22 protein-coding genes are annotated in these 15,967 nt (G+C 46.8%); 7 read left to right on the plus strand and 15 right to left on the minus strand.

The window, feature by feature from the left end:
- Positions 1 to 17 precede the first annotated feature (17 nt).
- Positions 18 to 494, plus strand: a complete 477-nt coding sequence (locus ACXADP_RS11845; protein ID WP_474970383.1) for an N-acetyltransferase — start codon at positions 18 to 20, stop codon at positions 492 to 494.
- A 97-nt stretch (positions 495 to 591) separates the two neighbouring features.
- Here ACXADP_RS11845 and ACXADP_RS11850 read toward each other — a convergent pair whose 3' ends face one another.
- The 4 genes from ACXADP_RS11850 to ACXADP_RS11865 form a co-directional block, all read right to left on the minus strand.
- Positions 592 to 1,074, minus strand: a complete 483-nt coding sequence (locus tag ACXADP_RS11850; RefSeq protein WP_027954101.1) for an RsfA family transcriptional regulator — start codon at positions 1,072 to 1,074, stop codon at positions 592 to 594.
- Positions 1,075 to 1,140: 66 nt separating this feature from the next.
- Positions 1,141 to 1,899 (minus strand): enoyl-CoA hydratase/isomerase family protein, encoded by a 759-nt coding sequence (locus tag ACXADP_RS11855; RefSeq protein ID WP_474971514.1) that lies wholly within the window; start codon positions 1,897 to 1,899, stop codon positions 1,141 to 1,143.
- Between the two features lie 105 nt (positions 1,900 to 2,004).
- Entirely contained in the window at positions 2,005 to 2,178 is a 174-nt protein-coding gene (gene rpmF / locus ACXADP_RS11860) for a 50S ribosomal protein L32 (RefSeq protein WP_027954099.1), read from the minus strand.
- Positions 2,179 to 2,225: 47 nt separating this feature from the next.
- Positions 2,226 to 2,747 carry a YceD family protein gene (locus tag ACXADP_RS11865; protein WP_027954098.1) on the minus strand — a complete coding sequence of 174 codons (522 nt, stop codon included), beginning with the start codon at positions 2,745 to 2,747 and terminating at the stop codon, positions 2,226 to 2,228.
- A gap of 203 nt (positions 2,748 to 2,950) precedes the next feature.
- Between ACXADP_RS11865 and ACXADP_RS11870 the strand changes: the two genes are divergently transcribed.
- On the plus strand, positions 2,951 to 4,174 hold the full coding sequence (locus ACXADP_RS11870; protein WP_474971515.1) for a nucleotidyltransferase: 1,224 nt from the start codon (positions 2,951 to 2,953) through the stop codon (positions 4,172 to 4,174).
- 41 nt (positions 4,175 to 4,215) lie between these two features.
- On the opposite strand, the gene ACXADP_RS11875 is transcribed toward ACXADP_RS11870, so the two are convergent.
- Positions 4,216 to 5,244 carry a SepM family pheromone-processing serine protease gene (locus ACXADP_RS11875; RefSeq protein WP_474971516.1) on the minus strand — a complete coding sequence of 343 codons (1,029 nt, stop codon included), beginning with the start codon at positions 5,242 to 5,244 and terminating at the stop codon, positions 4,216 to 4,218.
- A complete protein-coding gene (locus ACXADP_RS11880; protein WP_474968412.1) occupies positions 5,231 to 6,037 on the minus strand; it encodes a patatin-like phospholipase family protein in 807 nt (268 codons plus the stop codon). Before ACXADP_RS11880 ends, ACXADP_RS11875 begins: the two co-directional genes overlap by 14 nt.
- Positions 6,038 to 6,206: 169 nt before the next feature.
- On the opposite strand from ACXADP_RS11880, the gene ylbJ reads away from it, so the two are divergent.
- Positions 6,207 to 7,376 (plus strand): sporulation integral membrane protein YlbJ, encoded by a 1,170-nt coding sequence (ylbJ, locus tag ACXADP_RS11885; RefSeq protein ID WP_474971517.1) that lies wholly within the window; start codon positions 6,207 to 6,209, stop codon positions 7,374 to 7,376.
- Positions 7,377 to 7,438: 62 nt separating this feature from the next.
- Here the strand turns inward: ylbJ and coaD are convergent, their stop codons facing one another.
- The 3 genes from coaD to ACXADP_RS11900 all read right to left on the minus strand — a co-directional run bounded on the left by coaD (position 7,439) and on the right by ACXADP_RS11900 (position 10,124).
- Positions 7,439 to 7,915 (minus strand): pantetheine-phosphate adenylyltransferase, encoded by a 477-nt coding sequence (gene coaD / locus ACXADP_RS11890; RefSeq protein ID WP_474968410.1) that lies wholly within the window; start codon positions 7,913 to 7,915, stop codon positions 7,439 to 7,441.
- Positions 7,916 to 7,927: 12 nt separating this feature from the next.
- Entirely contained in the window at positions 7,928 to 8,500 is a 573-nt protein-coding gene (gene rsmD, locus ACXADP_RS11895; protein WP_474968409.1) for a 16S rRNA (guanine(966)-N(2))-methyltransferase RsmD, read from the minus strand.
- A gap of 256 nt (positions 8,501 to 8,756) precedes the next feature.
- Positions 8,757 to 10,124, minus strand: coding sequence for a hypothetical protein (locus ACXADP_RS11900; protein ID WP_474971518.1), 1,368 nt, complete (start codon positions 10,122 to 10,124; stop codon positions 8,757 to 8,759).
- 100 nt (positions 10,125 to 10,224) lie between these two features.
- On the opposite strand from ACXADP_RS11900, the gene ACXADP_RS11905 reads away from it, so the two are divergent.
- Positions 10,225 to 10,614 carry a DUF7147 family protein gene (locus tag ACXADP_RS11905; RefSeq protein ID WP_474968407.1) on the plus strand — a complete coding sequence of 130 codons (390 nt, stop codon included), beginning with the start codon at positions 10,225 to 10,227 and terminating at the stop codon, positions 10,612 to 10,614.
- A 34-nt stretch (positions 10,615 to 10,648) separates the two neighbouring features.
- Here ACXADP_RS11905 and ACXADP_RS11910 read toward each other — a convergent pair whose 3' ends face one another.
- A complete protein-coding gene (locus ACXADP_RS11910; protein WP_027954088.1) occupies positions 10,649 to 10,927 on the minus strand; it encodes a YlbG family protein in 279 nt (92 codons plus the stop codon).
- 104 nt (positions 10,928 to 11,031) lie between these two features.
- Here ACXADP_RS11910 and ACXADP_RS11915 point away from each other — a divergent pair, with 104 nt between their 5' ends.
- Entirely contained in the window at positions 11,032 to 11,361 is a 330-nt protein-coding gene (locus ACXADP_RS11915) for a hypothetical protein (protein ID WP_474968406.1), read from the plus strand.
- Here ACXADP_RS11915 and ACXADP_RS11920 read toward each other — a convergent pair whose 3' ends face one another.
- The 3 genes from ACXADP_RS11920 to ACXADP_RS11930 form a co-directional block, all read right to left on the minus strand.
- On the minus strand, positions 11,362 to 11,805 hold the full coding sequence (locus ACXADP_RS11920; RefSeq protein ID WP_474971519.1) for a YlbF/YmcA family competence regulator: 444 nt from the start codon (positions 11,803 to 11,805) through the stop codon (positions 11,362 to 11,364).
- A gap of 79 nt (positions 11,806 to 11,884) precedes the next feature.
- The gene (gene ylbD, locus ACXADP_RS11925) at positions 11,885 to 12,253 is read right to left on the minus strand and encodes a spore coat protein YlbD (protein ID WP_474968404.1); all 369 of its coding nucleotides are present in this window, start codon (positions 12,251 to 12,253) and stop codon (positions 11,885 to 11,887) included.
- 129 nt (positions 12,254 to 12,382) lie between these two features.
- Positions 12,383 to 12,811, minus strand: coding sequence for a CBS domain-containing protein (locus ACXADP_RS11930; RefSeq protein ID WP_027954084.1), 429 nt, complete (start codon positions 12,809 to 12,811; stop codon positions 12,383 to 12,385).
- 201 nt (positions 12,812 to 13,012) lie between these two features.
- Between ACXADP_RS11930 and ACXADP_RS11935 the strand changes: the two genes are divergently transcribed.
- Positions 13,013 to 13,489, plus strand: a complete 477-nt coding sequence (locus ACXADP_RS11935; protein WP_474968403.1) for a YugN family protein — start codon at positions 13,013 to 13,015, stop codon at positions 13,487 to 13,489.
- Between the two features lie 126 nt (positions 13,490 to 13,615).
- Positions 13,616 to 14,674 (plus strand): sporulation integral membrane protein YtvI, encoded by a 1,059-nt coding sequence (gene ytvI, locus ACXADP_RS11940; RefSeq protein WP_474968402.1) that lies wholly within the window; start codon positions 13,616 to 13,618, stop codon positions 14,672 to 14,674.
- Between the two features lie 133 nt (positions 14,675 to 14,807).
- Here the strand turns inward: ytvI and ACXADP_RS11945 are convergent, their stop codons facing one another.
- Positions 14,808 to 15,347, minus strand: a complete 540-nt coding sequence (locus ACXADP_RS11945) for a GNAT family N-acetyltransferase (RefSeq protein ID WP_474971520.1) — start codon at positions 15,345 to 15,347, stop codon at positions 14,808 to 14,810.
- 136 nt (positions 15,348 to 15,483) lie between these two features.
- A complete protein-coding gene (locus ACXADP_RS11950) occupies positions 15,484 to 15,939 on the minus strand; it encodes a DUF420 domain-containing protein (protein ID WP_474968400.1) in 456 nt (151 codons plus the stop codon).
- Positions 15,940 to 15,967: the final 28 nt, after the last annotated feature.

The following is a 15,967-nucleotide window of genomic DNA, read 5'->3' on the forward strand; positions in this document are numbered from 1 at the left end:
AAGGGGTTTCTTTCATGATGACAAAAACAAAAGTAGAACCTTTATTAGTCAATTACAAAACACTGGAAGAATTCAAGCGCTTTAAAGAATACGGCAATCAGGAACTTGCAATGCTCGAAGATCTGGAAAGCAACATTGTGGAAAACGACAGCGAATCACCTTTTTACGGCATTTACTATGGAAGCGCTTTAGTTGCGCGGATGAGCCTGTACAGAGTCAGAGCTAAATACGATCACTATTTTGATCCCGCTCAGGATTACCTTGAACTGTGGAAGCTGGAAGTTCTTCCTGATTACAGGGGTCAGGGCTTCGGCCGGTCATTGGTAGAATTCGCTAAGAGTTTTGAGCTCCCAATAAAAACCAACCCAAGAATCAATTCCCACGGATTTTGGGAAAAGACGGGCTTCCAAAAAGCTCAGTATGATATGGAAAGAGATTTAGGAGAAAATCCGCTCATCTGGATGCCTTCCGGCGTGGAGGAAAGAGAATACTGATGAAGGAGAATGAGGCCGCTACACTCTGCTGTAGGGGCCTTTTTTTGAGGATAGATGGGATAACAGATAATAAAACCAATCTCACAGGCCGTATGAATCACACACCACTTTCACTTGTTCGCTGCTTCTTGACCCAGTGGACGAGCTTATCCATTTCATTCCAGGCAGCTTCCCACTGTTTAAGCTCCTGCCTTAACTTTTCATTGTCTTCATTCAGCTGTTTCAGTTGATCTTCGAGACTCGCCTTTCCTTCTTCCTCATGCTGTCTTGATTTCATTTCTTTCAAAAATGAGATCGCCGCATCCAGAGACATGGGGGTTTCTTCCGCAGTGGCCGGGGGGGTGTAGAGAGTGCGAGTGGCTTTACGGCTGTTTTTCGCCTCTTGAATTTCCTTATGGTACTGCTTTCTCACTGTGGCATTCCAGCGAAAGCCACAGGCTGCCGGAGTACGGTGCAGATGAGCCGCGACCTCCTGGAAAGCTTCCAGCTGCGTTTTCCCTTCCCGGATGTACTTTAAGACCGTTGTCGCGAGCAGAAGGTCCTCATCATCTTTCCACGCGTCCTGCCTAGGGGCATCCATAAACATCCCTCCTCTATCGTTTGCTTATAGTTATGCAGGAGGGATGATTGATAGAATCGTAACCTTTCATCTTTTTCTTGTCTGCAAGAATTTTTTTACGGCTCTTTTATGCTCCGCAGATTCCCAGAGTCTGGAACACTGCAGCACTTCAGCCTCCATACGGTCCAGAAGATTCCCTGTATCCATGCGCTTTAAATACTGCCCTTTCAAAATCCTCATCTGTCTGGGCGTTTTGTTCATAAACCCCTGGAACATACGGCCTTCCACTTCTTTTTCCGTCCACACTTTATGAAGCCATCCGATCCGGAGGGCCTCTTCTGCTGTGTACATCTCTGCGTCCATTAACCAGTGGGCGGCCCGTGTTGGATGGATCCTTTCATAAAGCAGCTCCCCACCCCCGAAACCAGGCACAAGACCGAGATTGCCCTGGACGAATCCAAAGGACGCCGTTTCCGACCCATAACGAAAATCACAGGCCGTCGCCAGCTCACAACCGCCCCCTCTTGCCTGTCCGTTCAAAAGAGCTGCGACCGGGGTGGGAAACGTCAGGAGATCGTAGACAACCTCTTTGATCCGATTCAGCTTTTCATATGCCTCCCCCATCGATAAATGACCGTGGAACTCCGTCAAATCCCCACCAGCACAGAACGCTTTTTTTCCAGCTCCTGTAAGAACGACAAAACTTACATCCTCTTTTTCCCTCAGTTCTTCCAGCTGCCATTTCAGTTCTGAGGCCATTTCTGAAGATAGGGCGTTCAGTTTTTCCGGTCTGTTCAGGATCACTTCAGCCATTCCTTCCCGGCGTTTGACGATAACGTGGCTCATGCACACCTCTCCCTTCCCTTTCTTCCTTCAATGTACCAGATCATGACACCGAATCCTATACGGCCATAAAAAAAAGCCTGACCGAAGTCAGGCTTTCCTGGTGAATTAGTTGTTCACCACTTGTTTTCCATTATATTGTCCACAAGATTTGCAAACATGGTGTGGTTTTGAGAACTCGCCGCAGTTATCACATTTCACCATTCCTGGTGCGTGAAGTTTCTTGTGCGTACGGCGTTGGTTCTTGACTTTCTTAGACGTTCTGCGCTTAGGTACTGCCATGTTGTACACCTCCTTTAAGTAAGAATCTGAGAACCATGAAGATAGTCTTATTCGTTCTCTTTGTCATTCAATAATGATTGCAGTTTAGCCATTCGAGGATCCACTTTCTTTTCCTCTGGTTCCTCTGTAACCACCTGCCAGCCTTTCCCTTCATCAGGGGCTGCTTCATGAGCCTCATCATCTTCGGAAAATACGCGTGTCGGAATCTCCAGTTGTACATTTTCCTTGATATAAGGCGTTAAGTCAAGCACTTCTCCATTCACGGGATGAACTTCAGAGTCATCTTCTTCTGTATGGTAAGGTGACAGATTGAATGCCTCCAGAGCATCAATGTGAAATGGGTAAGTCACATCTACTAACGTCCGGGCACAAGGCAACACCATTTCTCCATCAATCGAAAAAGTTACCGTTATATCATTTCCTCGTGTGATTGCTTGACCTTTGACATGAACAGGGGAAATCCTGCGAATGTCATTGTTCATCTGCTCTAATTCGCGAATATCTACATGTTCCTCAAAGTAAAACGGATCATCACCCGTCTGTTTGAGTTTTTGTAGAGGAAATTTCATAGTTATCACCTCATGGCAACAAGAGTTATTGTAAAAGGATTTCGCTGATTTGTCAATATTTTTTCTTTACAGCATTTCCTTTCAGCTGTGTTGTTTAATAAAGATAACATATTTACAGGGAAACAAGCGAATTTTCCCCTATTCCATGATAAAATAAACCAAACACATGTTCAACAGCGGAAATCAGCTAAAGGAGGCTTTTTATGAGATCATGCGGGGTTGTTGTCGAGTACAACCCGTTTCATAACGGGCATTACTATCATTTGGAGCAATCCAGGGAGCACTCCGGGGCGGATGTGATGATCGCCATTATGAGCGGTCATTTTCTGCAGCGCGGAGAACCAGCCATAATGGATAAATGGCACCGGGCGGAAACAGCCTTGAAAAACGGGGCGGATCTTGTTCTTGAACTGCCGTTCCTTTATGCCGTCCAGCACAGCGACTATTTCAGCCAGGGAGCTGTTCAGACACTCGCAGAAGCCGGGGTCGACGCGATATGTTTCGGAAGTGAAAGCGGGGATATCGGTGCCTTCATGGACGCATACAGCCATATGAATGACCACCAGGATGAATTTAACGCATCCTTGAAAAGTCACCTGAACGAAGGACATTCTTTCCCTGAATCCTCCCGCCTGGCCTATGAGTCCATCCAGTTCCCTTCAGGAGCGGTCGATCTTTCCCAGCCCAATAACATCCTGGGCTACAGCTATGTCAAACAGATCCTGTCCCACGCTCCTTCTGTCACTCCTTTAACCATTCACAGGAAGAACAGCCATTATCATGATGAAAACATCACCGGTCCGATTGCAAGCGCTACAAGCATCCGGAGGCAGATGCTTAAGGCCGGAACTTTGACCAAGGAAACGGAAGAGACCCTGCCGTCGTCCGTCCCGTCCCTTCTGGATGATTATAAACAGATGTACGGCTGCTGGCATGAGTGGGAAGCTTATTTCCACCTGCTCCAATATAAGATCCTGACGATGGATGAAGACACACTCCGCTGTTTCCACGGCGTAGATGAGGGGCTTGAATACCGCTTAAAACGAGCGATGAAAAAAGCAGTCACCTTCGAGGACTTCATGAACCGTGTCAAAACGAAACGCTATACGTGGACGAGACTTCAGCGGACAATGACCCATGTGCTCGTCGGGACAGACAAAGAGGACGCACGAAGGGGCTTAAGAGAGACGCCCCCTCCCTATGCCCGCATCCTTGGTATGAACGAGTCCGGAAGAAAATATTTGAAATGGGCGAAAAAAGAAACACGCATTCCGTTCATCACCCAGCCACAGGCGATGCAGCATCCGCTTCTTGACCTTGAAGCACGTGCGGCCGCTGCCTATTACAGCCTCTTCCCAGCCGCTGTGCGGGTAAACCGGCTGAATAGAGAATTTGAGGCGCCTGTCATTCTGCCATCCCACCCTTAAAAAAAGCCGTGCCCCTTCCAGGGCACGGCTTTTTATGACAGTCAGCTTTGATCAGCATTCCGTTTTTCTAAATATTCCAGAGCATCCTGGAAAGTGTCGACAGGGACGATTTCCATTTCTGTATCGATTTCTTCTGCTGCCGCTTTGGCGGTTTCATAGTTCGATCCTTCTCTTCCTTCTTCATTAGGGGCAAAGAAAACATCGGCTCCATGTTCTGAGGCTGCCACGACTTTCTTATCAATGCCTCCGATGCGTCCGACGATTCCTTCGTAATTGATTTCCCCTGTTCCAGCGATCTCAAGTCCTTGAGTAATATCCTGTTCTGTCAATTGATCATAGATTTCAAGCGAGAACATCAATCCAGCGCTCGGCCCGCCGATTTCCCCGCTTTTCACATTTACTTCAGGATCTACTTTGACCGTCCTGTCGGTTACAAGCGAAATCCCTACTCCTACTTTTTCCGGCGTATCAGGAAAAGGAGCCAGTTCGATGTCACGCTCCAAGGTTTTTTCTTCACGGATGAGCGTCAAGGTAACCTTTGATCCAGCTTCTTTACCATTCACATAGTCAATCAGGTCACTCGTCTCCTGAATGTCATTGCCATCCACTTTTGTAATTTGATCTCCGGTCTCCAGTACTTCCTCCGCCGGCATCCCTTCAATTACACTCATCACGAAAACACCTTCGTAATTGATTTCAATATCCCTGTCTGCCGCCTGGTAAGAGACCACTTTAGATGCCTCTTGAGAGGATTCCATCATCTGCAGCTGTGCATGGTAATACTCTTCTTCACTTACCCCTTCCGGACGGATGTCTTCGATCGGGTAAATTTGATGAAATGGCTGAAACTGGGCAAGCAGCCAGAGAACCGGCGTCGCTTGTCCACCCCGGACCGTTACGAGGTGCATGTCCCCTTCACTCGGGTAGCCTCCCGCCACTTCTACAATGTCGTCCAGTGCATCCGCAGTCCCTGGTTTGTATATGTAATAAGGCAGACGCCATGAGGTTAACAGGACCGTCACTAAAATAACGATAATCCCTGTAATAACCAGTTTTCTATTCGCTCTCATAATCATTTAACTCCTTCCACGCCGCAAGCTTTCTCTTGATTTCCTCTATCCGATCCTCCGCCGCCTTTTCACCTGCCTTCACGATTTCCTCAAGGTTCGTAAACGCTCGTGAACTGTAGGCCGCTACATCAGGCTTGATCATCACATCTGCATCAGAGGACACCCCGATGGCGTTGACGAGTTCATCCTGCATAATATCGATACTTTGGGTGATCACATCATAAATAGAATGAATGTTGGGGTCGGAATCAAAATGGGCACAATCCACGGCAATAATGAAATCAGCACCCATCTGTTTGGCAACAGAAACAGGAACACGGTCAATCACACCACCGTCTACATACAGTCGGTTATTGATTTTCTCAGGCACAAAGATTCCCGGTATAGCGATACTTGCCCGGACAGCATCACAAGCAGGTCCTGTCGTGAATATCTTTTTTTCTCCGGCATACAGATCTGTAGCTACAATCGAAAGAGGGATTTTAAAATCCTCGATATTGTTACCAAACGTAAACAGCCGGATATATTCTTTAATCCTGCGCCCCTGTACAAAGCCCATCTTAGGCACAGTAAAATCAAGGTAATATTTACGTTTAAAGGTTAAGGCCAGTTTATACATATCATCAATGCTCTGTCCGGCAGCAAAAAAAGAGCCGACGAGAGCTCCCATACTGCTGCCTGCCACCATATCCACAGGAATATCATGATCATGAAGGACTTTAATAACACCCAGGTGAGCGAACCCACGCGCTCCCCCTGAACCAAGCGCAAGGCCGATAACAGGTCTATTCACGGATACTCCCCCTTCATCATGTGGTTTATTTTATGGAATAAACCATTCCCTTATGAGCGTACAAATGATATAGGGACAAGTGGTAACTTTGTCGAAATCTATCACCATTTTACTATTTCCACAATCATAAGTACAGGAAACTGCGGGCGGAAAGGAGGGGGCCTTACCTGTGATAAAAACCATCACTTTCGCTGTATTTGCAGTCGGACTGGCTGCATCTTTAATCTTATTCCCTACTCCCGTTTTAACCGCGAGCTTGAGAGGCCTTGATCTTTGGTGGGAAGTCGTTTTCCCATCCCTTCTTCCTTTTTTCATCACCGCTGAGCTTTTGATCGGGTTCGGTGTCGTCCACGGCCTCGGTGCTGTCAGTGAGCGGATCATGCGTCCGCTGTTCAATGTCCCCGGCTGCGGAGGGTTTGTGTGGGTCATGGGAATGGCCAGCGGATATCCAGCAGGAGCCAGGTGGACAACTGACCTCTACAAAAACGGACAGGTCACAAGAACCGAGGCGGAAAGGCTCGTAGCTTTCACGAACGCCTCCAGCCCTCTATTTATTTTCGGGGCCGTAGCGGTCGGCTTTTTCCACGATGCAGAACTCGGAATTTTAATTGCTGCAGCCCATTACGGCGGCAACTTTATCATTGGTATCCTGATGAGGTTTTATAAAAGAAAGGACCGGACACAAAGGAGGGATCACACCTCCTCTTCTCTCAAAGAGGCCTTCTGGACGATGCACCACTCCAGATTAAGGGACGGCCGGACGCTCGGAAAACTGCTGGGGGATGCAGTGACCAAATCTGTGGATACCCTGCTGATGGTGGGCGGCTTCATCATGCTGTTTTCCGTACTGACCGAATTATTGAAGCAGACGGGGCTCATCCACCTGTTCACCCATTTCCTGGCCCTCACCGCACTCCCGGAAGGGTTTCATGTCCCTTTAACTGCAGGGATGCTTGAACTGACGACAGGGATCGGTGCTGTCACTCAGTCCCATGAATCACTCCCGGCTCAGCTGGCGGCTGTCAGTTTCATCCTCGGATTTCACGGCTTTTCTATACAAGCCCAGATTGCAAGCATCCTGGCAGAGACGGATATACGTTTCCTTCCCTACGCTCTCGCCAGGTGCGCGCACGCCGTCATTGCTGCCTGTCTGACGTACCTGATGTACGTTTTGTATCAGCCTTTTCAGACATCGACCATTCCAAGCTGGAACCCTGCCCGTTCTGATCCGTTTTCCATCCTTGCATTTTTCCAACAGTACGGACCACCGCTGACATTGAGTGCCATCTTGCTGATGATTATCATCCGCTGGCGGACCCAGGCAGTAAAAAATCATTAAATAGAAAGGCTGCCGAGCATCAGCTCGACAGCCTTTATCCGTATATTTATTATACCTTTTGATTAAAATTTTTCAGAAAGTGCTTTTTCCACGGGTGGTGGCACAAGATCACCGATGTTGGCCCGGTATTTCGCTACTTCCTTCACAATGCTTGAACTCAGGAAAGAATACTGATTATTCGTCATAACAAAAAACGTCTCAATATCATCGTTCAGTTTTCTGTTCATGGACGTAATCTGCATTTCATATTCAAAGTCACTAACCGCTCTTAATCCACGGATAATAGCCTGGGCGCCCTTTTCTTCTGCGTAATCCATTAAAAGACCATTGCATGCATCCACAGAAACGTTATCAAGATCTTTAGTCACTTCTTTTAAAAGGGCTGTTCTTTCATGCACATCAAACAGCGGGGATTTACTCTGGTTATTAAACACCGCCACAATGACGTGGTCAAATACTTTCGCTCCCCTGCGGATGATATCCAGATGTCCATATGTAACGGGATCAAAACTTCCCGGGCAGATTGCCAGCCGTGTCATACGTTTCACTCCTCATTCAAAAATAGATACACCGATATTACTGCCATAATGATCGGTTTTCACCCGTTTAAACGGACCTACCTGCTCGGGGATTTTTTCCGAAGCATCATGCTCGCAGATAATTCTCGCTCCTTCAGCAGCAAGATCATGTTCTAAAAGCGCTTCCATCAGCTCCTCATAGGAAAACTTCTTATAAGGAGGATCCAGGAAGATGTAGTCAAACTGAAGCCCGCGTTTCCCCGCTGCTTTCATGGCCCGGTACGCATCCGTACGGAAAACCTCGGTGCGGTCCTCCAGCTTCAGCAGTTCAATGTTTTCATATACGGTTTTGACCGCCTGATGCTGCTGGTCAACAAATACACAGGAACCTACACCCCGGCTGAGTGCTTCGATTCCGAGACCTCCGCTTCCAGCAAAAAGATCGAGAGCCCTGCCTCCATCAAAAAAAGGGCCGATCCCGTGGAACACAGCTTCTTTCACTTTATCTGTCGTTGGACGTGTTTTATGTGTAGGGACAGACTTCAACGGTCTTCCCTTAAAATCGCCTGCAATCACTCGCATCCAGTACACCTCACTTGTCAGCATTCCCCATAATCCTACCACAAATCCGAACAACCAGGGAAGTCCAACCCTGTGATGACGGAGCAAGAAAAAATTTCACCCATCGTGAATAAAAGAAAAGACCTCCGTCCATACTAGTTTTTGAAGCGGATGATACTGCTTCTGAAAACGGAGAAGGCTTACATCCCCATAAGCTCTTCCTCCGGTTTCTCCTCTCCCTTTACTTTTTTGTTTCATTTCGCATGATACAAAAAAGCGGGGCTGTCCTTTATGGACAGCCCTATTTTTTTTGGAAAGTAATCATGCCTTCATCCTTTACCACCTGGATATCGAGGAGGTTCTCCAGCTCTTCCTCTTTCATGTACACAACCCCTCCCAGGGACTTAACTACTTCCTCTCCCGTGCCGAAGCCCTCTTCATTCACGATAAAGGAATCCTGATCCACGAAAAAACGAAAATGGTTATCATCTGTCTGTATTCGATACCCCTTTCCGTTTTCAAGGGTGCTCCATGAAAAACCGGACGCTTTTAAAATGGAAGCCAGTGGGTAGTACCAGGCCTGCTTGTACCGGACCGCCCTTCCCTCCAGACGGGCTCGTTGGAATTGGAGAGCCTGATCTACGGTGAAAAAGAAGGGAACATCCTTATTGACTCCTGCCCTTTGGAAGTAATGAGTCGTCCCTTGTGTTATTTCCGAAAGCGTGTCGTCAAGGAAAACCGGAACATTCTCCACCTGATCTTCAGATAGGAGCACTTCTTTCCAGGACTGGAGCTCCTGCGTCGACAAGCCTGACTTTATCTGTTCTCCAGCTTCTGTCAATGGAGGGTCAGAACGATACACGTCCTGGATAACCTGTTTGTGAAAATCAGATAATCCGTCAGCGAATGATTGAAGGTGGGCAGTGAGAATTTCTCCTTCAAGCTTCTCCACCTCCCTGTCTTTCCGTGTCACAAGAGATTCCGCAATTCTTGAATGGCTGCGGTCCAGCTCAACAATCCTCCCGATCTGCCCTTCCAGCGCCCGACGGAGGTCTGCTTTTTGTTCATAGGTAAGGGGCTCATCCTTTTCATAGATGACCGTATTATGTTCAACGTCCCATACATCCTGCTGTGTTTGATCAGCAGCGAATAAAGGAAAGGGCTCTTCCGCCACCTGGAAGCGGTAATAATGGACATGTTCCATAGCGATGCTGCTCTCCAGCTTCACAGGAGCCGTCCATATCAAAGCTTCCTTTGAGAAGTCCTTTACAGTCAAGGTGAAAGGGATATCCTGGTATTCACCATCCTTGTGAAGTTTCAAAAGCCATGACTGATCGACAAAACCCTCTTCAAAAGGCTGTTGATAGTGAACAGTCACAGGGTCCCCGCCCTCGTAGTTCAACTGCTGATGGTCCATCCAGCAGGAACGGCCGTTTTCATAAGAACAGGACAGCTCCCCGGCCTTCACCGGTAATTCAACTTTGTAAATGCCCGGCGCCAGGTTGTGAAACGTATAAGAAATGTGGAGCATGCTCCTTTTTACATGGACGCCCACCTCTCCTGACTCCTCTGGCTCTTCCCCCTTCTTCTCTAACCCGCTCCATGGGTATAATAAGACCAACATGCCGCCGATCAAAATGATGGAGGCCATCCTAACAAAGAACTTCATAGGGCAACCCACCTGCTGCTTCTAGTATATTTATCGTTCACATTTAGAAAAAAACATGCTACGTTTAGTTTAATGGATACGAGAAAGGACGTACATGCTCATGATACAAAAATTTATTGAACTCGGCGAAGGCTACGCCGATATTTATGAACTGATTGAAATGGGGGAGCGGATGCCTGATCGCATTCAGCATGCCATCGCCTTTTACTGCGAGAAAGAAGGAAGACCTTCCGCTTCCCTCGCGTTGGTCATGAACCCGACGGCAAACGGGAAATTCCAGCCGATTTACATATGTCGTGAAGGAATCCCTAATCCGCATGAGATTCCGAATCAGCGGTTTGAGCTTTTTCAAAAGATGGTGAAGCAGGCGGATAAAGAAGTTCATGAGTTTACCATCAAACCTTCCTCCCTGTTTCCGGAAACGGAATTATATTATCAGCATTTGATCGGGATTTTACGGATGAACCGGTACATTGCTCCATTAAGCTGAAAAAAGCGCCCCGGAGGGCGCTTTTTTTGTGGAATCATATTCCCATTTTATAATCATACTGCTTCGCTTTATCAGGCTTGGAATTTTCATAATCCGTGCGCACTTCCGGTTTATGCGAAGGGACAACACGGGAAACGAAAGGTAACCGCTCCAGTTTTTCCATCTTGAATTCAACATCCTCTTGATTCACATAAAGTAACGCATACTTCATCTTTTTGGAGGCGTAGATCAAGTGACCGTGTTTTTTTATCTGTCTAATATTTTTCATATGCTGAAAATATACGATAAGACCTTGCCGGTTTGTTTTGTTCATACCATCCCTCGACTCCCTGTGGAACGTTGATTTCTAACGTAAGTGTACCAAATCCTCAGGACGGGGGCAATGAAATCAGACAATTTCAGAAAGGAGTGTCCTGGATGTGGACTGACCACGAAAGAGCCGTGCAGCTGTTTGAAAAGCTGCTGAATGAATCCGATCTCCTATTAAAAGCAGAGTTCAAATCGTTTACAGGTCTTCCTTTTGTCTATGTGTATCCAAAAGAGAACACCTCACAAAAGGAGATGGAAGAACAATTAAAATGGTGTGCGGCGAAAGCGATGAAAGGAAAACGCCTGAGCCTTGCGATGAATTATGTACGCAGGACTCAGACGTTTTATGTTTACCGTGTGCGGTTTCTCGTCCCGCAGAGAAAAATGTTCTGCTGCGGCAATTTCTGTGACGACTGCATCCGTTTTACGAACCCGTAATCAGGAAGCACACCCGCAGCTTCCCCCACTGCCACAGCCGCCGCTGCAGCCTGTGTCTGTCAGGGCCATGCCGTTCTTAGGCACTTTGATCTGCTGACTCACACTGAAGGCAACACTCTCACTGATTTCATCCAGTAGTTTTTGGATATTCCGTTCTGCCCGCTTGAACCGGGCCACCGTTTCATGCATGTCCATCTCGCGTTTTACGGTGCGGACCTGCTTCATGATGGAGTTATAATCAGGGTGGTAGCGTCCAAATCGCTGCACATCCTCATAATGATCTTTCATATCTGCAAAGCTTTTAATGAGTCTCTGCGCCTCTTTATCTTGTTCAAGAGCAAATTTTGCCTCCTGATATTGCTGCATCGTTTCAGAATGTAGAACCATCTGGCCAATCGTTTCTGAACGGTCCAAAAGATCGACAATTTCCATTGTTGCTAACATACTGTATGTCCACCTCCCTCTCTATCTTATCAAATAGAAAAGCAGATGGAAATGAGAGAAACTTTCCACCTGCAAGAAATTAATAATACGGATATTCAAATTCCTGCTCATCTTTTTGGCGTGTTTTTCTTACATCCGTCATAAACTGCTGAAACTGCCCGATCGCTCCATTCAATTCCTCTATCTGCTTCGAGACCTCTTCCCAGTTCAAATCTTCCATAAGGACACCCAGTTGTTTCAGCCAATCCATCTTCTTTGTCGTATCAATTTTCTTCTCCGCCTCAGGCAGACTTTCCCAAAAAGGGTCATCCTCACCGAGGATCATAAACTTTTCATAATAGCTTTGAATAAGCTTATGATCTTTTCTCAATTGATTTTTGACGCCGGGGTGTTGATCGACAAATGCTTTGAACTGCTGGACAGATGGATGCAGTTCCCCTGTACTCATCCTCATCCCACCTCACACTTAAAAACTAACAGTATAGCCTATGCATCATGGAGGCAGGCGTTCATCTAAACGGAAAATCCCCTTCATGGATGAAATAAAAAAAGCCTGCGGCAGGCAGGCTTTCCATTATTAATGAAGTTCAGGCCGTTCTGAAATATCCTGCAGCGCCACACCTGCTGCATGATCAGACATCTCATCTGTGGACAGGTCACCAAGGGAGATGATTCCGGCCAGACGTCCGTTTTCAACAACAGGCAGGCGGCGGACCTGGTGTTGAGCCATGATACGGCTCGCTTCTTCCAGGGAACAATCCGGTGCGCAGTTGTACATCCGGTCACTCATCACCTGCTGAATTGGTGTTGAATCCGGTTTTTTATCCGCATAGCCGCGGATAACCAAGTCACGGTCTGTGACCATACCCATCACATTGCCTTGATCGTCGCAGACAGGAACAGCCCCGACGTTTTTGTCTTTCATCAGCTTGGCTGCATCACTTAGTTGGTCACTCGTCTGACAAACGGAAACATCCTTCGTCATGATATCTTTTACAGTTTTCATACAAAGATCCTCCTCATTGATCATGATCACTGTTTAGTGTCCCCGATCGACCGAATTTATTACATGCAGCCTCTGTCTATTTATAGTATAATGATGAGGAAACTGCTGACACGCCCTGGTGTTTCTGCCAGGAATTGCAACCTGGGTCATTTCATACTAAAATGAAGGAAGATACATACCAAATAGGTGAGGTGGAAAGTAATGAAATTAGAAGGCACTGGTCTTGAAGGTCTTGTGGTCGATTACAAACCATTGACTGAAATCATGGAGAAAAACGGATTTATCCTGGGCGGTTCCTGGGATTATGAACGTGTTACATATGATTACAAACTAATGGCTCCTGAGAAAAACATTACCCACTACGTCCGGATTCAAGGGTTTGCCCTTGAAGGAGACGTTGATAAAGGAGATGCGGTGATCCGTCTGATGAAGCCGCTGCTCGGCCGTCATTACTACCCTCACGGTGTAGAATACGGGCATCAGGAAGGTTTCTCAGATGACATGATCCAAAAAGCCAAAGCACTGATTGCCAAAGTAGCTGAACCTGCGAAAAAATACCACAGCCAGGTACCGGAGCACGTTGTCCTGGACAAGCTGAAAAAATGGGCACAGGAAAACGAAAACGACGAAGTCCTGCAAAAAGTGGAAGAGCTTTCAAACGACCCGGACCGCCGCTGAGGTTCACCCAATAAGTGATTTCTTTAGTCGCACATCATTGTATGGTGAGCGGCTTTTTTTAAAACCGGAATCCCCCGGATAAGAAAATCACTTGATTTTAATGGGGAAAGGAGAAAATTACATAAATTGTTACGCTATCTTTCAAAAAAACAATGGATTCTACTTATACTTTCCATCCTGCTCATCGTGGCAGGTTACTTCATCCTGCCTGTGTCCATTCCCTTGATCCTTGCGTTTGTGACGGCCCTGTTTTTAAACCCAGCCGTACGTCTGATGCAGTTCCGGTTCCGGATCAACAGAAAAATGTCGGTGACGATTGTCTTTCTGCTGTTTCTCATTCTACTCGGACTGCTTGGAGCTTTTGCTGTCACAAGAGCTGTCACGCAGGTGGTCCAGCTGGCAGATAACGCACCGTTATACATTAATCAAATAAACAATGTGCTGTTAGACTGGGAAAAACACATGGCCAGCTTCACTCAAAATATGCCGAAGGAATTCGTCGATAAAGTGACCAATGAAATATACAACACCGTCGACCGGACCACTACGGCCATTTCAGAAAGGCTGCAGCTGGGCAACATTGCAGCTGCAGCAGCAAAAATCCCGGAACTGCTTGTCAGCTTCCTCGTTTACTTGATTGCGTTGTTTCTGTTCATGCTTGAACTTCCGCGTCTGCGTGAAAAGATGCATGACTCTTTTACTGAAGCCACATCTGAAAAAGTGAAGTTCATGAACGCCCGTCTCGGGTATGTCGTTTTTGGCTTTTTAAAGGCACAGTTTCTTGTAAGTATCATTATTTTTGTCGTCTCCCTTATTGGACTGCTCTGGATTACGCCGGAGGTGGCCGTCATCATGTCGCTGATTATATGGGCGATTGATTTTGTCCCGATAATTGGTTCCATAGTTATTCTCGGTCCATGGTCCGTGTACATGTTCATTGTCGGGGATATTGCCATGGGAACACAGCTGGGTGTCCTGGCTGTAATCCTGCTTGCCATACGAAGAACTGTAGAGCCAAAGGTGATGGGACGACACATCGGGTTATCTCCGCTGGCTACATTGATTGCTATGTATCTTGGTCTGCAGCTGATCGGTCTGCTTGGATTCATCCTTGGACCGCTCGTGGTTATTGCCTTTAACTCAGCCAAAGAAGCCGGCATTATCAAATGGAACTATAAACTTTAACATCAATGACATCTGTATGTAGATCACACCCTCTCCAAAGGCAGCCGGGAGAAACCAAACAGAACACTTCCTTACGGGGGTACTTTTTATACAAACAAAAAACCTGAAGCGGTGCTTCAGGTTTTTTGCTGCTTTATTTAGCCTTATATGAATTCTGTTTATGGTCATTTCTTGCTTTTTCCTTCTTGAAGACCAGAATGTCCTGGCTTCTTCCTGTATGAGAAAAACCATTATTGATCAAAACTTTTTGTGACGGAATATTTCCTTTATCACACTGAGCCTCAATGCCTTCCACCCCCGGCTGGGTGAATGCCCAACGGCACAACTCGCCGACGGCTTCGGAAGCATAGCCTGCATTCCTCTCCGAGGCAACGACATGATAGCCGATTTCGATGTTCCCATCCTCATCAGGGCTCCCTTTAAAGCCGATATCTCCAACGACATGTTCCCCTGCGGCGTCCATCATCACCCAGGGACCAAACCCCATTTCTTCTGCACGCTCCTCCAATCGTTCCGTATAAATAGGCAGCATAGCTTTCAAGCCGTCATGAGGCCAGTTTTTGTTCCAGGGGAGCTGGTATTGATAATAAAAAGCCAATGAATTCTTCATTAAGGTTTGAGCCAGATCAAGGGTGATCGGAAAAATCCGCAGCCTTCCTGTATTAATTTCCACTTTTATCCATCCCTTTCATTATGTAGGCAGATTATGTCCATCGGTTCTCCTATTCCTTTTATCCCCGTGGTTTAAACAATAAAAACACTTCTTTCAAAATAAAAACAACGGACCGTTCGTACGGTCCGTTGTTTCCTCACCCTCCAAGTATAGCCTTGATCATACTTGTGGTCGTTCCACCATCATAGATGATATATAAGAGCAGGTAGACGGCTACTCCGGTAACCGCTGTACAGAACCAGATCACGCTTGTCACGGGCCCCACACGCCGGTGCCTGCTGATCTTCCGTTTAAAAGCAAGGACGAGTGTAACAATTCCAAAGACCGCCCCCACTGTTGCCAGGAAGATGTGGAAAATTAAAAAGATAGTATAAAAAATTTTAATGTCGTCCGGACCGCCAAAGCTTGTGTTTCCTACAACAATGGTCCGGCTTACGTAAATAATGAAAAATGTCAGGGCACTGACAGCGGCCGCTATCATCACTTTCCTGTGCGGCTCCCTTCTTTCCTTTACGATCAACACCCAGCCGACTGCAACTAAAACAGCGCTCAAAACGATGAAAAATGTACTCAACGTCGGCAGCAAAGGCATACCTTCACCTCTCCTCAATCAAATCTCT

Source organism: Halobacillus sp. AWH4_228 (assembly GCF_056158365.1).

What these genes read in the sequence shown, in the direction of transcription:
- ACXADP_RS11845 (WP_474970383.1), top strand. Translation starts at nt 18, where the DNA reads ATGACAAAAACAAAAGTAGAACCTTTATTAGTCAATTACAAAACACTG.
- ACXADP_RS11850 (WP_027954101.1), bottom strand. Translation starts at nt 1,074, where the DNA reads ATGGATGCCCCTAGGCAGGACGCGTGGAAAGATGATGAGGACCTTCTG.
- ACXADP_RS11855 (WP_474971514.1), bottom strand. Translation starts at nt 1,899, where the DNA reads ATGAGCCACGTTATCGTCAAACGCCGGGAAGGAATGGCTGAAGTGATC.
- rpmF (WP_027954099.1), bottom strand. Translation starts at nt 2,178, where the DNA reads ATGGCAGTACCTAAGCGCAGAACGTCTAAGAAAGTCAAGAACCAACGC.
- ACXADP_RS11865 (WP_027954098.1), bottom strand. Translation starts at nt 2,747, where the DNA reads ATGAAATTTCCTCTACAAAAACTCAAACAGACGGGTGATGATCCGTTT.
- ACXADP_RS11870 (WP_474971515.1), top strand. Translation starts at nt 2,951, where the DNA reads ATGAGATCATGCGGGGTTGTTGTCGAGTACAACCCGTTTCATAACGGG.
- ACXADP_RS11875 (WP_474971516.1), bottom strand. Translation starts at nt 5,244, where the DNA reads ATGAGAGCGAATAGAAAACTGGTTATTACAGGGATTATCGTTATTTTA.
- coaD (WP_474968410.1), bottom strand. Translation starts at nt 7,915, where the DNA reads ATGACACGGCTGGCAATCTGCCCGGGAAGTTTTGATCCCGTTACATAT.
- rsmD (WP_474968409.1), bottom strand. Translation starts at nt 8,500, where the DNA reads ATGCTGACAAGTGAGGTGTACTGGATGCGAGTGATTGCAGGCGATTTT.
- ACXADP_RS11900 (WP_474971518.1), bottom strand. Translation starts at nt 10,124, where the DNA reads ATGAAGTTCTTTGTTAGGATGGCCTCCATCATTTTGATCGGCGGCATG.
- ACXADP_RS11905 (WP_474968407.1), top strand. Translation starts at nt 10,225, where the DNA reads ATGATACAAAAATTTATTGAACTCGGCGAAGGCTACGCCGATATTTAT.
- ACXADP_RS11910 (WP_027954088.1), bottom strand. Translation starts at nt 10,927, where the DNA reads ATGAACAAAACAAACCGGCAAGGTCTTATCGTATATTTTCAGCATATG.
- ACXADP_RS11915 (WP_474968406.1), top strand. Translation starts at nt 11,032, where the DNA reads ATGTGGACTGACCACGAAAGAGCCGTGCAGCTGTTTGAAAAGCTGCTG.
- ACXADP_RS11920 (WP_474971519.1), bottom strand. Translation starts at nt 11,805, where the DNA reads ATGTTAGCAACAATGGAAATTGTCGATCTTTTGGACCGTTCAGAAACG.
- ylbD (WP_474968404.1), bottom strand. Translation starts at nt 12,253, where the DNA reads ATGAGTACAGGGGAACTGCATCCATCTGTCCAGCAGTTCAAAGCATTT.
- ACXADP_RS11930 (WP_027954084.1), bottom strand. Translation starts at nt 12,811, where the DNA reads ATGAAAACTGTAAAAGATATCATGACGAAGGATGTTTCCGTTTGTCAG.
- ACXADP_RS11935 (WP_474968403.1), top strand. Translation starts at nt 13,013, where the DNA reads ATGAAATTAGAAGGCACTGGTCTTGAAGGTCTTGTGGTCGATTACAAA.
- ACXADP_RS11950 (WP_474968400.1), bottom strand. Translation starts at nt 15,939, where the DNA reads ATGCCTTTGCTGCCGACGTTGAGTACATTTTTCATCGTTTTGAGCGCT.